Source organism: Thermococcus chitonophagus (genome assembly GCF_002214605.1).
Classification (GTDB): Archaea; Methanobacteriota_B; Thermococci; order Thermococcales; family Thermococcaceae; genus Pyrococcus; species Pyrococcus chitonophagus.
In genome coordinates, this window is record NZ_CP015193.1 from 622,938 (window position 1) to 637,413 (window position 14,476).

Genomic DNA, 14,476 nt, shown 5'->3' on the forward strand with positions numbered 1-14,476 from the left:
CCATGATCCAGTTCACGGGAGCATGAAGATTCCAGAGGAGGTCATGAAACTCGTTGAAACTCCTGAATTTCAGAGGTTAAGGTGTATAAAGCAACTTGGGCTTGCAAATCTAGTGTATCCTGGGGCAAACCATACCCGATTTGAGCATTCTCTAGGGACTTGGTACCTTGCACGAAGGTTGTCCCTTGAACTTGAGCTTCAAGAGGAGGAGGCAATGCTAATTCAGCTTGCTGCTTTGTTGCATGATATTGGGCACGGACCCTTTAGTCATACCCTTGAGAGGATATATCGCGAAAGGCTTGAATTTAGTGACCATATGGAGGTAAGTAGGAGTGTCGTTGAGGGGAAAATAGAAATCTGTGAGGTACCAAATGAATTGCCTGACATTCTTAATAACTTGGGCTTTGACCCCAAGGAAATTGGTGAGCTAATCGCTGGAACGCACGGGAAAAAATACCTTAGAATGGTAATTCATGGAGATATAGATGTTGATCAGCTTGACTACCTTAGTAGGGACGCCCACTATACGGGGGTTGCCCATGGCATAATAGACTTGGAGAGGTTATTAACGGTAATGAAAGTCATTGATGGAGAGCTTGTAATAGATGAGAAGGGAATTGAAGCGGTAGAGGGAATGCTCGTTGCGAGGTCTTTAATGTACTCTAGGGTTTACTTTCACAGAACGGTCAAAATAGCAGAAGGTATGTTGATAAGGGCTGTAGAATACGCCTTAGATGAGGGTGAGCTTGAGGATTTCTGGAAGATGACTGATGACAGGCTTGTTGTGGAGCTCGAAGACTTGGGTGGCTATCCTGGGGACATAATAAGGAGAATAAGGCAGAGGAGACTATTCAAAGCTGCTGTGGTTGTTAGTCCTGAAGATTTGACATCTGAAGAGAAGAGAGCACTGACATCTCTTTATCGTAGCTCGAAGAAGAGGAGAGAGAAAGAGCTTGAATTAGCTGATAGGATAGGAGCAAAGGAGGGGGAAGTTATTCTTGAGTTATCAATCCCCGAATTAATATTAAGCGAACCGAGGCTAAAGCAGGTGGAGGTTAATGTTGTTCTTAAAGATGGAACCGTTGAGCCGATAGCTAAAGTTACCCCCCTAGCTTCTGCGATAAAGCGTAGGCAGACCCCCAGGTGGATACTGATAATTGCTACCCCGAAAGAACACATCATGAAGGTAAGAGAGATCTGGAGAAACGTTATATTTGACTGAATTCGGAAAATGTTATAAGGAGTGTTGAAGAAAAAAGCTTGGTAATTCATCACGAGCATAGAGGTGATGAAAGTGGGCCTCTTTGATAAACTTAAGAAGCCGGACGTTCAGAAAAAGACTAAGCCTATCACTTCAATTAAGGGAAAAGTAACAGAGGAAAAGTCTGAAGTTGAGCTTGTACCAGTTGAGGAGGATAAGATAGTAAAGGAGATAATAAAGCCAAAGGTTATTTATGTCAAAAGGGTAAAGATATCTACTTATAATGACCTGAAGATAGTTTCCGATGAAGTCAGTGCCGGCAATATTGTAATAGTTGATCTCTCACCTCTCATATCAAAGCCTGAGATCCTTAGTAAAGTTGCTGAGCAAGTCAAAATGAGTGCGACAACTTTTGGCTGGGACATCGCCATGGTATGTAAAGACCCTCCAAAGATCCTCGTTACACCCCAGGATATAAAGATAGCTAGGGAGTAATATCCTTTCTCTTCTCCATCTTCATAAGGTTTAAATAATAGCAAAAGGGCCTAATGCTATTTGGTGGTGTTGTTATGAAAGTGAAAACAATAATGACAAAGAACCCAGTGACGATAACTTTACCCGCCACGAGAAACTATGCTATTGAGCTTTTTAAGAAGTACAAAGTCAGGAGCTTTCCAGTGGTTAACAAGGAAGGTAAGCTCGTAGGAATAATCAGCATAAAGCGCGTACTGACTAATCCTGATGAAGAGCAGTTAGCAATGCTTGTTAAGAGGGATGTTCCCACTGTAAAGGAGAACGATGATCTAAAAAAGGCCGCAAAGCTAATGTTGGAGTACGACTACAGGAGGGTAATAGTTGTTGATGAGGAGGGGAAACCCGTTGGCATACTCACGGTTGGAGACATAATAAGGAGGTACTTAGCAAAGACTGAGAAGTATAAGGAGATCGAAATCGAGCCTTATTATCAGAGGCACGTAAGCATAGTATGGAAGGGGACTCCCCTTAAGGCTGCTTTAAAAGCCTTGCTATTGTCTAATGCAATGGCACTTCCAGTTGTTGATGATAATGGTGAGCTCATTGGAATCGTGGATGAAACAGATCTCCTCAAAGATAGTGAGATTGTGAGGATAATGAAGTCTACTGAACTCGCTGCATCAAGTGAGGAGGAGTGGATTTTGGAAAGCCACCCAACATTACTGTTTGAGAAGTTTGAGTTGCAACTGCCAAATAAACCAGTTGAAGAAATAATGACCAAAGAGGTCATAATCGCTACGCCTCACATGACGGTGTACGATGTGGCTAGGAAAATGGCTAAACACCATATAGAACAGCTTCCTGTGATAAGGGGAGAGGGTGAATTAGTCGGACTTATAAGAGATTTCGACCTGATAAAGGTTCTCGTCAAGTCAAAATGTTGATTCTCCTTTCTTCTACTGTTTGCAAAAATTTTTCATAAAATTTTATTCCGTGAGGGTGGAAACCTTCGAAAGTCTTTTAAATTAAATACTGAAACACCACCACAGCTTTCAGAATAAGAGAAAGCCTTGGAGGGCAGAAATGGCGTGGCACGTATTCATTCCAGATTCGCTCTTGGAAGAAACTAATGACCCGAAACTCAAGGCCTACAAGGTAGGACAAGTAGCTAGGGCGTGCGCAATATTTGGCGTTGAACACATATGGATATACAGGGCCGGAGGAAAGGATGGCAAGTTCATCAAGCTCCTGCTAGAGTACGCTGAAACTCCCCAGTACCTCAGGAAAAAACTGTTCCCATTAATGCCCGAACTCAAGTATGCTGGTGTAATGCCTCCCCTCCAGATCCCAAGCCACAAACCAAAAGCCAGTCCAAGGATAGGGGAAATCAGGGAAGGCTTTGCATTTAGGCGCGGAAAAAAGCTCTTCGCCGACATAGGACTTGACAGACCAGCACTTGTAAAGGGAATTACAAAGGAAGGCAGGTGGACATTCAAAATAGTTTCAGTAAAACCTCTCCGCGTAGTTCCTGCTGAACCTCCGGATTACTGGGGTTATAAGGTTCACCTGAGTAGGAAAACTTTAGCGAAAACACTTAAAAATGCTGACCTTGACGTGGTCATCGCGACATCCCGTAGGGGTGTCGACGTGAGAGATGCCGAAGTGCCCCTTGAGGGCGAGGTCGGTATAGTCTTCGGCTCTCCCCGAAAGGGGGTCATGGAGATATTGAAGGAATATAATGAGGATTTCGAGTTCGATCTAATCGTGAACACAATTCCAGGTCAAAAAACGAAGACTGTAAGAACGGAGGAAGCGTTGTTAGCGACTCTCGCGATATTTAATGTCATTAGGAGGGATTGAGAATGGGTAAGGTTCACAGACCAAGGAAGGGTTCACTTGGATTCAGCCCAAGAAAGAGGGCTAAAAGCATAGTCCCAAGAATTAGGAGTTGGCCTAAGGAGACAGAGGTTAGGATGCTTGGCTTTGCAGGGTACAAGGCTGGAATGACGCACATATTAATGATTGACGACGAACCGGGGCTCACAAACGGAAAGGAGATCTTCGTGCCAGTAACAATAATTGAAACTCCACCCCTAAGGATCTTTGGAATTAGAGCCTACAGGCAGGGCTATCTTGGCTTTGAAACTGCAACCGAGGTAATAATCCCAGACTTCCCACTCGACAACTACCCAAGCAAGAAGGCTAAGGACATTACATTCTACAAGCTCCTCGAGAGGAGAATTGCAACCCTACCAAAGAACTATACTCAAGAAGTCTTTGAGCAGAAGCTCGGCCAGCTTGAGGACATGATAAAGGAAGGGGAGATAGTTGAGGTTAGGGCCCTCGTAAGCACCCAACCATGGATAATTAAGCTCAAGAAGAAACCTGAAGTCATGGAGTACGCCATTGGTGGAACTAGCGTTGAGGAGAAGTTCAACTACATAAAGGAGAGGCTCGGAAAGGAGCTTAGGGTTAGTGAGGTTCTTAAAGAGGGAGAACTCCTCGATGTAATCGCAGTCACAAAGGGTAAGGGAACCCAAGGGCCAGTTAAGAGGTGGGGAATTAAGCTTAGAGCCCACAAGGACAGCAAGGGTAGGAGAAAGGTAGGTTCAATTGGTCCATGGCACCCGGCTAGGGTAATGTGGACAGTTCCAATGGCAGGTCAGACAGGATTCCACCACAGGACTGAACTCAATAAGAGGTTAATTGCGATAGGTGAGAACGGCAAGCTTAACTTGAATGGAAACGAGATCGAGATTACCCCGAAGGGTGGCTTCCCACACTATGGAATCGTGAGGAGCGACTTCATGATGATTGCTGGCAGTGTTCCTGGGCCCGTCAAGAGAATAATTAGGGTTAGGCCCGCTATAAGACCTCCAAAGAAGAAGCCTCCTGTTCAGAGGCCACAAATCACTTATGTTAGTGTTGAGTCAAAGCAGTGAGGTGAGATAAATGAAGGTTAAGGTTTTCGACCTTAACGGTCAACCCGTTGATGAGATCGAGTTACCTAGGGTGTTCTTCACTCCATTTAGGCCCGACCTTATAAGGAGGGCTGTCATAGCTTCATGGACCCACAGAATACAGCCCCAGGGTAGAGATCCAATGGCAGGTAAGAGAAGGGTCACCGAGAACATAGGAAAGGGCCACGGAATGGCGAGGGTTGAGAGGCTCAAGACACCACCGAGGTATGCTGCATTCGTTCCATTCGCTAGGGGTGGAAGGAGGACCCACCCACCGAAGGTCGAGAAGATAATCTGGGAGGACATCAACAAGAAGGAGAGAAGGTTGGCAATAATGAGTGCCATAGCTGCAACCGCTAACTATGACATCGTTAAGGCGAGAGGACACGTTGTTGATAACGTTCCTCAGCTCCCACTTATAGTGGTTGATGACCTTCAGAAGATCCAGAAGACAAGGGAGACAAGAGAGATATTCAAGAAGCTCGGCATCTGGGACGACATCGAGAGGGCTAAGGAGAAGAGCGGAGTTAGGGCTGGGAAGGGTAAGATGAGGGGTAGGAGGTACAAGAAGGCTAAGGGCCCACTCATCGTCGTTGGGAAGAATGAAGGAATAGTCCTTGGAGCAAGAAATCACCCGGGAGTTGATGTTGTTGTCGTTGACAACTTGGGTGTGGAGCACCTGGCCCCTGGAACTCACCCCGGAAGGTTAACAGTTTGGACCGTTAGTGCTATAGAGAGGCTTAGGGAGATATACGGGTGATGAGGTATGGATCCGTACAAGGTTATAATTAGGCCCGTAGTCACGGAAAAGGCGATTTCACTAATAGAGAAGGAGAACAAGCTCACCTTCATAGTGGACAGAAGGGCTACAAAGCAGGATATCAAAAGAGCCGTTGAGGAGATATTCAATGTGAAAGTTGAGAAGGTGAACACCCTTATAACGCCTAAGGGTGAGAAGAAGGCGTATGTTAAGCTCAAGCCCGAGTACAGCGCGAGTGAAGTTGCCGCAAGGTTAGGATTATTCTGAGGTGGTGAGTTATGGGTAAGAGTCTAATCCAGCAAAGGAGAGGTAAAGGAAGTCCCACTTTCAAGTCACCTTCCCACAGGTTTAGGGGTGCTGTAAAGTACATCCCCCTGAACTACACCCAGGAGAAAACCCTTAGGGGAGTAGTTGAGGAGATAATGCACGATCCAGGTAGGACTGCACCAGTTGCAAGGGTTAAGTTCGAAAATGGAATGGAGAAGCTTATCATTGCCCCTGAAGGGCTGCTCGTTGGTCAGGAGGTATACATTGGGCCGGAGGCTCCGGTTGCAATCGGCAACACCCTACCACTCTCAAAGATACCTGAGGGAACTTACGTCTACAACATTGAGGGTGTTCCTGGGGACGGAGGAAAGTACGTGAGAGCTGGAGGGACTTATGCTTTAGTTGTTTCAAGGGAAAAGGACAAGGTTATAGTTCAGCTACCTAGCGGTGAGCTCAAGGCGTTTGATCCAAACTGTAGGGCAACAATTGGTGTCGTTGCCGGTGGAGGTAGGCTTGAGAAGCCCTTAGTTAAGGCTGGTAAGGCCTACTACAAGTACAAGGCAAGAAACAAGTTCTGGCCAACGCCAAGAGGTGTTAAGATGAACGCGGTCAACCACCCATTCGGTGGTAAGGAGCACCACCCAGGTAAGCCAACCACGACCTCAAGGAGGGCTCCTCCAGGAAGGAAGGTTGGTCATATCGCTGCGAGGAGAACTGGTAGGAGGAAGTGAGGTGGTGTAAATGGCGAGGAAGGAGTTTAGGTATCGCGGTTATACTCTCGAACAGTTGTTGAACATGTCCCTTGAGGAGTTAGCTAAGCTACTCCCCGCAAGGCAGAGAAGAAGTCTAAAGAGAGGCCTTACCCCAGAGCAGAAGAAGCTCCTCAGAAAGATAAGACTTGCTAAGAAGGGCAAGTACAACAAGCCCATAAGGACTCACTGCAGGGACATGATAATCCTTCCAGAAATGGTCGGAATGACGATCTACGTCCACAACGGTAAGGAGTTTGTTCCAGTGGAAATTAAGCCGGAGATGATAGGGCACTATCTTGGGGAGTTCGCTCCAACTAGGAAGAGGGTACAGCACGGAGCACCTGGTATCGGTGCTACGAGGTCATCAATGTTCGTTGCCGTCAAGTGAGGTGGTTTAAATGGCAAAGCGCTTTGGCTACTCTTTCCAAAATTATGATCCCGAGAGAATGGCAAGGGCAAGCGGTAGAGACCTTAGGATATCACCAAAGCTTGCCGTTGAAGTCTGCAGGGAGCTTAGGGGAATGATGCTCAATGATGCCCTGAGGTACCTTGATGATGTAATTGCCCTAAAGAGGCCCGTTCCGCTGAGGAGGTATAATGACAGCCAGGGCCACAAGCCAGGAAAGGGCTTCGGCCCAGGAAGGTACCCAGTTAAGGTTGCCAAGGCAATAAAGAAGATTCTCCTCAACGCGAGGAACAACGCAGAGCAGAAGGGTCTTGACCCTGACAAGCTGAGAATAATACACATAGTAGCTCACAAGGGACCCGTACTCAGGGGATGGTATCCGAGGGCTTTTGGAAGGGCCACACCGTTTAACGAGCAGACAACTCACATAGAGGTAGTTGTTGAGGAGATTAGGAGGTGAGCTCATGGCAATTGAGAGGTACTTCATTCGCGAGGCCGTTAAGGAAATGCTCATCGATGAATTCCTTGAGAAGGAACTCAGAAGGGCAGGTTACGGAGGGCTTGACATTAAGAAGACCCCCCTTGGAACCAAGGTGATAATATTCGCTGCAAACCCTGGTTACGTCATTGGAAGGGGTGGAAGGAGAATAAGGCAGCTCACTAGGATACTTGAGACTCAGTTTGGCCTCGAGAACCCGCAAATAGAGGTCGAGGAGATCAAGAATCCATACCTCAACGCTAAGGTTCAGGCAGTAAGGCTTGCTCAGGCCCTTGAGAGGGGTATCCACTTCAGGAGAGCCGCTTACGCTGCTATGAGAGCTATAATGAACAATGGAGCTAGGGGAGTTGAGATAAGACTTAGTGGAAAGCTTACTGGTGAGAGAGCTAAGAGCGTTAGATTCTACCAGGGCTACCTCGCAAAGGTTGGAAACCCAGCTGAAACTCTCGTAAGCAAGGGCTATGCACAGGCCTTACTTAAGCTCGGTGTAATTGGTGTTAAGGTCGCAATAATGCCTCCAGATGCTAGGCTTCCGGATGAAATTGAGATCCTCGAGAAGCCTGTAGAGGAGGAGGTGACCGAAAGTGAAGCCCAGTGAAATCAGGGAGATGAGCATAGAGGAGATAGATGCTAAAATTAGAGAGCTGAGGCTCCAGCTCGCTAAGGAGAGGGGAATGCTCACTATGGGTACTTCCCTTGAAAATCCGATGGTTATTAGGAATTTGAGAAGGGATATTGCCCGCCTCCTTACCATAAAGAGGGAGAAGCTTAGGGAAATGCGCAAAAAGTGAAGGTGGTGTTTGGTGCCGAGGATAGTAAACCCACTGGATGAGATGCTCTTTAAGGAGGTCCTTAAGGAGCAGCAGAGAATTCGAGTTTACACGGAGAGAGCAAGGTACGGAAAAATCAAGACCATCATAGAGGGCATAGATGAGAAGGAGTTTGACCTTGAGGAGATCGCAAAGAAGCTGAAGGCGAAGCTGGCATGCGGAGGAACGGCAAAGAACGGAAGGATAGAGCTTCAGGGGGATCACAGGGACCGTATCAAGAAATTATTGGCAGAACTTGGATTTTCCGAGGATCTCATAGAGGTCGAGTAAACAGAAAGAACATAATCTGGCACGAGCTCATAGGCCTCAGGGTTAGGGTAGTGGGCTCTACGCATCCTGGGTTCGTGGGGATTGAAGGTTACGTCGTCGATGAGACAAGGAACACCCTCGTGATAGTGGGGGAGAAAGTTTGGAGAGTTCCCAAGGATATTTGCATCTTTGAATTTGAGACTGAAGATGGGACAAAAATTAAAATACCTGGGGAAAGATTGGTGGGCAGACCTGAGATGAGATTAAAGAAGAGGTGGAGAAAATGATGAGAGACATAGGCTTGAGGGTTCAACCTCCCGCTGAGAAGTGTGACGATCCCAAGTGTCCCTGGCATGGACACCTCAAGATCCACGGTAGAGTATTCGAGGGCATCGTGGTTAGTGACAAGCCAAGGAAAACCGTCACCGTTGAGAGACAGTACTACCACTACCTGAAAAAGTACGAGAGATATGAGCTAAGGAGAAGCAGAATTCACGCTCACAACCCACCGTGCATCAACGCAAAGGTTGGGGATAGAGTATTGATTGCTGAGACGAGGCCCCTAAGCAAGACGAAGCACTTCGTAGTCGTGGCAGTTCTCGAGAGGGCGGAGAAGAGGAGGTGACGTAGATGGCAAAGAAGGGTGCTGGTGCAACTAGAGGTGTGAGCCCCGTCAGACCAACTAGGGCCCTTCCAATTGGCGCTTACCTTACGGTTGCTGACAACAGTGGTGCTAAGGTTATCCAGATAATTGGTGTCGTTGAGTACCACGGAACTAGGAGGAGGCTTGCCTCAGCTGGAGTCGGTGACATGGTTGTTGCAACGGTGAAGAAGGGAAGGCCCGACATGAGGCACCAGGTAGTTAGGGCCGTGATAATTAGGCAGAGAAAGGAGTATAGAAGGCTTGACGGCATGAGGGTCAAGTTCGAGGACAACGCCGCTGTAATTGTAACCCCCGAAGGGGTTCCAAGGGGAACCGAGATTAGAGGTCCAGTAGCTAGGGAAGCTGCCGAGAGATGGGTTAGAATTGGTAGCATTGCGAGCATAATTGTGTGAGGTGAGCATGATGAGGTTAAATTCAAAGCAACCCAGGAAGCAGAGGAAGTTTCTATATAACGCTCCTCTCCATCTTAGGCAGAAGATAATGTCTGCCCTCCTTAGCAGGGAGCTTAGAGAGAAGTACAAGGTTAGGAATCTCCCTGTTAGGGTGGGCGATAAGGTCAGGATAATGAGAGGGGACTTCAAGGGACACGAGGGGAAGGTTGTTGAAGTCGATCTAAAGAGGTACAGGATCTACGTTGAGGGTGCAACCCTAAGGAAGACTAACGGAACCGAGGTATTCTACCCAATTCACCCCTCGAACGTTATGATTATCGAGCTCAATCTTGACGATGAGAAGAGGAAGAAAATAATTGAGAGGAGGGCTGGATAATGGCGAGAAAAGGACCTAAGAGGCACCTTAAGAGACTTGCTGCTCCTCCATCATGGTATATAGAGAGGAAAGCCTACAAGTGGGCAGTTAGACCAAGGCCAGGACCACACAACATGAGGACTTCAATTCCACTGTTGTACATAGTTAGGGACTACCTTGGTTATGCTAAGACCGCGAGAGAGGCCAGGAAGATACTCAACGAGGGCAAGTTCCTTGTTGATGGTAGGGTCAGGAAGGACTACAAGTTTCCAGTTGGAATTATGGATGTAGTCTCAATCCCAGAGACCGGTGAGCACTACAGGGTTCTTCCAAACAGGATTGGAAAGCTAATTCTCCACCCAATAAGCGAGGAAGAGGCAAACATCAAGCCACTGAGAATTAGGAACAAGAGGATGGTTAAGGGGGCTAAGGTACAGCTGAACTTCCACGATGGAACCAACCATCTCATTCCGCTCAGCGAGAAGGACAATTACTTCACCTCATACACGGTCCTCATGAAAGTTCCGGAGAGGGAAATCGTTGAAGTCCTCCCATTCGAAAAGGGTGCCTATGTCTTCGTTACCCAGGGTAAGAACGTCGCAAGGAAGGGTAAGATAGTCGACATAAAGAGGTTCCCAATGGGCTGGCCAGATGTAGTTACGATTGAAGATGAAGAGGGAGAGCTCTTCGACACCCTAAAGGAGTACGCATTCGTCGTTGGCAGGGACAAGCCGAAGATCTCCCTTCCGTGAGGTGGTATAAATGGCAATCACTATTCCAAACAGGGAAGAGATACTTGCCGATTGGGAAGCTCACCCAATGAGGAGGCCAAAGATTGCGAAAGTCACAATTAACATAGGCGTTGGAGAGAGCGGTGAGAGGCTTACAAAGGCCGAGAAGATGCTTGAGCAATTGGTTGGTCAGAAGCCAATAAGGAGGAAGGCCAAGAAGACAAACAGGGACTTCGGAATTAGAAGGGGAGAACCAATCGCCGTCAAAGTAACCCTGAGAGGCCCAAAGGCCTATGAGATGCTCAAGAGGCTCCTTGCGGCCGTTGACAACAAGCTTAAAGCTTCAAGCTTTGATGAGCACGGTAACGTCTGCTTTGGTATAGAGGAGCACATCAACATCCCTGGGGTTGAGTACGATCCTGAGATCGGTATCTTCGGTATGGACGTTTGCGTTACCCTAGAGAGGCCCGGCTTTAGGGTCGCAAGGAGGAAGAGGAAGAGGGCTAAGATACCCACAAGGCACAAGCTCACGAAGGAAGAGGGTATGGTTTACATGATGGAAGAGTTTGGAGTTGAGATTGTGGAGGGATGATGCATGGCGAAGGCTGACTATAATAAGAGGAAGCCGAGAAAGTTTGGAAAGGGAGCGAGAAGATGTATTAGGTGTGGCCAGTACGGCCCGATAATTAGGATTCATGGTTTAATGCTCTGTAGGCACTGCTTTAGAGAGGTAGCTCCAAAGCTTGGCTTCAGGAAGTATGAGTGAGGTGAGAAAAGATGACGCTACTTGACCCCTTGGCAAACGCTCTCTCTCATATAACCAACAGCGAGAGGGTCGGAAAGAGAGAGGTCTACATAAAGCCAGCCTCAAAGCTTATCGGCGAGGTACTTAGGGTCATGCAGAAGTACGGCTACATTGGCGAGTTCGAGTTCATTGACGATGGAAGGGCTGGAGTTTACAGGGTTCAGCTCCTTGGCAGGATAAACAAGGCTGGTGCAATAAAGCCAAGGTTTCCAGTGAAGGTTTCGGAGTTCGAGAAGTGGGAGAAGAGATTCCTTCCAGCATTCGAGTTTGGAATACTCATCGTTTCCACATCCCAAGGAGTTATGAGCCACAAAGAGGCTATAGAGAAGGGAATTGGCGGGAGATTGATAGCTTACGTCTACTGAGGTGAGAGGAATGCCAGTCGATGCATGGGTTAGGGAAGAGGTTGAAATACCAGAGGGTGTCGAGGTCACGGTTCAAGATAACGTTGTAAAGGTTAAAGGACCCAAGGGAGAGCTTGAGAGGAAGTTCTTCTGGCCAGGGGTGCAGATATTCACCGAGGACGGTAAGGTGGTAATCTACAAAGACTTCCCAAGGAGAAAGGATATAGCCATAGTGAGAACGTTCAAGGCTCACATAAACAACATGATCAAGGGTGTCACAGAGGGCTTCACGTACAAGCTTAAGGTAGTTTACAGCCACTTCCCGATCACCGTCAAGGTTCAGGGTGACGAAGTTATAATCGAGAACTTCCTCGGTGAGAAGGCTCCCAGGAAGGCTAAGATACTTCCTGGGGTCACTGTTAAGGTTAAGGGTCAGGAGATCATCGTCGAGGGCATTGACAAAGAAGCAGTTGGTCAGACCGCGGCAAACATTGAGCAGGCGACTAGGATTACCAAGTGGGATAGGAGAGTATTCCAGGACGGTATATACATCGTTGAGAAGGCTGGAAAGCCCATAACATTCTGAGGTGAGAATAAATGGACGAGAAGGAGTTTAAGAGGCTCCTCCGTGTGAGGGCGAGGCTCAAGAGGAAGAAGCCCAAGTTCCTCAGGCAGGAGTGGTGGAGGTACCCCAAGTTCAAGAACGATCCCAAGTGGAGGAGGCCCAAGGGCATAGACAGCAAGATGAGGCTCAAGCTCAAGGGCAAGCCAAGATCACCAAGCATTGGATGGAGCTCCCCAAGGCTCGTTAGGGGACTGCACCCAAGTGGCTACGAGGAAGTCCTCGTCCACAACGTTAAGGAACTCGAAAAGCTTGATCCAAAGAGGCAGGCTGCAAGGATAGCCCACACCGTTGGAAGGAAGAAGAGGATTGAGATACTTAAGAGGGCCGAGGAGCTTGGAATTAAGGTGCTAAACCCAAGATTGTGAGGTGGTAACATGAACACCCTCAAGATGCAGAGGAGAATTGCGGCTGAGCTGTTAAAATGTGGCGAGAACAGGATATGGATTGATCCCGAGAGAGTTGATGATGTAGCCTCAGCTATAACTAGGGAAGACATAAGGAGGCTCATTAAGGAGGGAGTAATTAGGAAGAAGCCCGTCAAAGGGCAGAGCAGATACAGGGCAAGAATAAGGCATGAGCAGAAGAAGAAAGGAAGGCACAGGGGCCCAGGAAGCAGGAAGGGTAAGAAGACGGCAAGGATGGGTAAGAAGGAGCTCTGGATCAAGACTATAAGGGCCCTCAGAAAGGAGCTCAGGACGCTCAAGGAGCAGAAGAAGATAGACAGGAAGACTTACAGGATGCTCTACATCAGGGCCAAGGGTGGACAGTTCAAGAGCAAGCACCAGTTGTACCTGTTCCTTGAAGAGCGCGGTCTTTTGAAGAAGTGAGGTGAGAGAAATGGCTCACGGTCCTAGGTATAGGGTTCCATTCAGGAGGAGGAGAGAGGGTAAGACAAACTACAGGAAGAGGCTCAAGCTACTTAAATCTGGAAAGCCAAGGCTCGTCGTTAGGAAGAGTCTCAACCACCACATAGCTCAGATAATAGTTTACGACCCCAAGGGAGATAGAACACTAGTTTCAGCTCACACTAGGGAACTAATAAGGGACTTTGGCTGGAAGGGCCACTGCGGTAATACCCCTTCGGCCTACCTCTTGGGCCTGCTTATAGGTTACAAGGCAAAGAAGGCCGGAATTGAGGAAGCAATACTTGACATAGGCCTCCACCCACCTATTAGGGGTAGTTCAATATTTGCCGTACTCAAGGGAGCCGTTGATGCTGGTTTAAACGTTCCTCACAGCCCAGAAATATTCCCTGAGGACTACAGGATAAGGGGAGAGCACATTGCCAACTATGCTAAGATGCTTAAGGAGCAGGATGAGGAGAGGTTTAGGAGGCAGTTTGGGGGTTACCTTGAGAAGGGTTTGGATCCTGAGAAGCTCCCCGAGCACTTTGAAGAGGTAAAGGCGAGAATTATTGGGAAGTTTGAAGGTGAGGGGGCGAGAGAATGAGCCAGGAGTGGAAGGAGTACGCAAAGAGGGTTTTGGATGAGTGGGAGCCAAAGACCAAGCTTGGAATGCTCGTTAAAGAGGGTCAGATAACTGACATTCATGAGATATTCAGAAAGGGTTACCAGATAAAGGAGCCCGAGATAATTGATGTGCTACTTCCAGAGGTAAACGCAAGGGAGAACCAGGAGATACTCGACATAGCTCTAACGGTTAGAATGACCGACAGCGGTAGGAGGGTCAGGTTCAGGGTTCTTGCTGCAGTAGGAAACAGGGACGGTTACGTTGGCCTTGGAATTGGTCACGGTAGGGAAGTTGGAATTGCAATAAGGAAGGCTATAAACTACGCAAAGCTCAACATAATTGAGATCAAGAGGGGCTGTGGCTCTTGGGAGTGCAGGTGCAGGAGGCCCCACTCGGTGCCATTTACCGTTGAGGGTAAGGAAGGTAGCGTTAGGGTTAAGCTCATCCCAGGACCAAGAGGTCTCGGTCTCGTCATAGGTGACGTCGGTAAGAAGATCCTGAGGCTCGCAGGCATTCAAGACGTGTGGTCCCAGACCCTTGGTGAGACCAGAACGACAGTCAACTTCGCTAAGGCGGTATTCAATGCCCTTTACAACACGAACAGGGTCGTCATAACCCCTGAGATGATAGAGAGGTACGGAATAGTCGTTGGAAGGGCAATGCCCGCAAGCTTTACCCTGGAGTGAGGTGAG

General features: G+C 47.9%; 26 protein-coding genes. All 26 read left to right on the forward strand.

Annotated features, from left to right (window positions below):
• Positions 1–22 precede the first annotated feature (22 nt).
• A complete protein-coding gene (locus A3L04_RS03395; protein ID WP_068579669.1) occupies positions 23–1,222 on the forward strand; it encodes an HD domain-containing protein in 1,200 nt (399 codons plus the stop codon).
• Positions 1,223–1,288: 66 nt separating this feature from the next.
• A complete protein-coding gene (sepF, locus tag A3L04_RS03400; RefSeq protein ID WP_331711191.1) occupies positions 1,289–1,696 on the forward strand; it encodes a cell division protein SepF in 408 nt (135 codons plus the stop codon).
• Positions 1,697–1,770: 74 nt separating this feature from the next.
• Positions 1,771–2,619, forward strand: a complete 849-nt coding sequence (locus A3L04_RS03405; RefSeq protein WP_068579174.1) for a CBS domain-containing protein — start codon at positions 1,771–1,773, stop codon at positions 2,617–2,619.
• Positions 2,620–2,758: 139 nt separating this feature from the next.
• Positions 2,759–3,535 (forward strand): putative RNA uridine N3 methyltransferase, encoded by a 777-nt coding sequence (locus tag A3L04_RS03410; RefSeq protein WP_068579173.1) that lies wholly within the window; start codon positions 2,759–2,761, stop codon positions 3,533–3,535.
• 2 nt (positions 3,536–3,537) lie between these two features.
• The gene (locus A3L04_RS03415; RefSeq protein ID WP_088859104.1) at positions 3,538–4,617 is read left to right on the forward strand and encodes a 50S ribosomal protein L3; all 1,080 of its coding nucleotides are present in this window, start codon (positions 3,538–3,540) and stop codon (positions 4,615–4,617) included.
• 10 nt (positions 4,618–4,627) lie between these two features.
• Positions 4,628–5,395, forward strand: a complete 768-nt coding sequence (rpl4p, locus tag A3L04_RS03420; protein WP_068579168.1) for a 50S ribosomal protein L4 — start codon at positions 4,628–4,630, stop codon at positions 5,393–5,395.
• A 6-nt stretch (positions 5,396–5,401) separates the two neighbouring features.
• On the forward strand, positions 5,402–5,662 hold the full coding sequence (locus tag A3L04_RS03425; RefSeq protein WP_014734794.1) for a 50S ribosomal protein L23: 261 nt from the start codon (positions 5,402–5,404) through the stop codon (positions 5,660–5,662).
• Positions 5,663–5,673: 11 nt separating this feature from the next.
• A complete protein-coding gene (locus A3L04_RS03430; RefSeq protein ID WP_068579167.1) occupies positions 5,674–6,393 on the forward strand; it encodes a 50S ribosomal protein L2 in 720 nt (239 codons plus the stop codon).
• A 10-nt stretch (positions 6,394–6,403) separates the two neighbouring features.
• Positions 6,404–6,802 (forward strand): 30S ribosomal protein S19, encoded by a 399-nt coding sequence (rpsS, locus tag A3L04_RS03435; RefSeq protein WP_068323233.1) that lies wholly within the window; start codon positions 6,404–6,406, stop codon positions 6,800–6,802.
• A gap of 10 nt (positions 6,803–6,812) precedes the next feature.
• Positions 6,813–7,280: a 50S ribosomal protein L22 gene (gene rplV / locus A3L04_RS03440; protein WP_068579165.1), complete on the forward strand. Its 468-nt coding sequence runs from the start codon at positions 6,813–6,815 to the stop codon at positions 7,278–7,280.
• 4 nt (positions 7,281–7,284) lie between these two features.
• Entirely contained in the window at positions 7,285–7,917 is a 633-nt protein-coding gene (locus A3L04_RS03445; protein WP_068579163.1) for a 30S ribosomal protein S3, read from the forward strand.
• Complete coding sequence (gene rpmC / locus A3L04_RS03450; protein WP_010867457.1) at positions 7,904–8,110, forward strand: 50S ribosomal protein L29; 207 nt, start codon at positions 7,904–7,906, stop codon at positions 8,108–8,110. Before A3L04_RS03445 ends, rpmC begins: the two co-directional genes overlap by 14 nt.
• A gap of 9 nt (positions 8,111–8,119) precedes the next feature.
• A complete protein-coding gene (gene yciH, locus A3L04_RS03455; RefSeq protein WP_010867456.1) occupies positions 8,120–8,419 on the forward strand; it encodes a stress response translation initiation inhibitor YciH in 300 nt (99 codons plus the stop codon).
• The gene (gene rnp1, locus A3L04_RS03460) at positions 8,305–8,685 is read left to right on the forward strand and encodes a ribonuclease P protein component 1 (RefSeq protein WP_157092450.1); all 381 of its coding nucleotides are present in this window, start codon (positions 8,305–8,307) and stop codon (positions 8,683–8,685) included. The genes yciH and rnp1 overlap by 115 nt, the downstream gene beginning before the upstream one ends.
• Positions 8,682–9,023, forward strand: a complete 342-nt coding sequence (locus A3L04_RS03465) for a 30S ribosomal protein S17 (protein WP_068579162.1) — start codon at positions 8,682–8,684, stop codon at positions 9,021–9,023. Before rnp1 ends, A3L04_RS03465 begins: the two co-directional genes overlap by 4 nt.
• A gap of 5 nt (positions 9,024–9,028) precedes the next feature.
• Entirely contained in the window at positions 9,029–9,454 is a 426-nt protein-coding gene (locus A3L04_RS03470; protein ID WP_014734786.1) for a 50S ribosomal protein L14, read from the forward strand.
• A gap of 10 nt (positions 9,455–9,464) precedes the next feature.
• Positions 9,465–9,830, forward strand: coding sequence for a 50S ribosomal protein L24 (gene rplX, locus A3L04_RS03475; protein ID WP_068579160.1), 366 nt, complete (start codon positions 9,465–9,467; stop codon positions 9,828–9,830).
• On the forward strand, positions 9,830–10,561 hold the full coding sequence (locus tag A3L04_RS03480) for a 30S ribosomal protein S4e (protein WP_068579156.1): 732 nt from the start codon (positions 9,830–9,832) through the stop codon (positions 10,559–10,561). Before rplX ends, A3L04_RS03480 begins: the two co-directional genes overlap by 1 nt.
• Before the next feature lie 10 nt (positions 10,562–10,571).
• Positions 10,572–11,132 (forward strand): 50S ribosomal protein L5, encoded by a 561-nt coding sequence (locus tag A3L04_RS03485; protein WP_068579154.1) that lies wholly within the window; start codon positions 10,572–10,574, stop codon positions 11,130–11,132.
• 3 nt (positions 11,133–11,135) lie between these two features.
• Complete coding sequence (locus tag A3L04_RS03490) at positions 11,136–11,306, forward strand: 30S ribosomal protein S14 (protein ID WP_010867449.1); 171 nt, start codon at positions 11,136–11,138, stop codon at positions 11,304–11,306.
• Positions 11,307–11,317: 11 nt separating this feature from the next.
• Positions 11,318–11,710, forward strand: a complete 393-nt coding sequence (locus A3L04_RS03495) for a 30S ribosomal protein S8 (RefSeq protein WP_011012950.1) — start codon at positions 11,318–11,320, stop codon at positions 11,708–11,710.
• Between the two features lie 10 nt (positions 11,711–11,720).
• Complete coding sequence (locus A3L04_RS03500; RefSeq protein WP_068579152.1) at positions 11,721–12,275, forward strand: 50S ribosomal protein L6; 555 nt, start codon at positions 11,721–11,723, stop codon at positions 12,273–12,275.
• An 11-nt stretch (positions 12,276–12,286) separates the two neighbouring features.
• Entirely contained in the window at positions 12,287–12,679 is a 393-nt protein-coding gene (locus A3L04_RS03505) for a 50S ribosomal protein L32e (RefSeq protein ID WP_068323251.1), read from the forward strand.
• A 9-nt stretch (positions 12,680–12,688) separates the two neighbouring features.
• Positions 12,689–13,141 carry a 50S ribosomal protein L19e gene (locus tag A3L04_RS03510; protein ID WP_068579150.1) on the forward strand — a complete coding sequence of 151 codons (453 nt, stop codon included), beginning with the start codon at positions 12,689–12,691 and terminating at the stop codon, positions 13,139–13,141.
• 10 nt (positions 13,142–13,151) lie between these two features.
• A complete protein-coding gene (locus tag A3L04_RS03515) occupies positions 13,152–13,763 on the forward strand; it encodes a 50S ribosomal protein L18 (RefSeq protein ID WP_068579148.1) in 612 nt (203 codons plus the stop codon).
• Complete coding sequence (gene rpsE, locus A3L04_RS03520) at positions 13,760–14,470, forward strand: 30S ribosomal protein S5 (protein WP_068323259.1); 711 nt, start codon at positions 13,760–13,762, stop codon at positions 14,468–14,470. Before A3L04_RS03515 ends, rpsE begins: the two co-directional genes overlap by 4 nt.
• Positions 14,471–14,476: the final 6 nt, after the last annotated feature.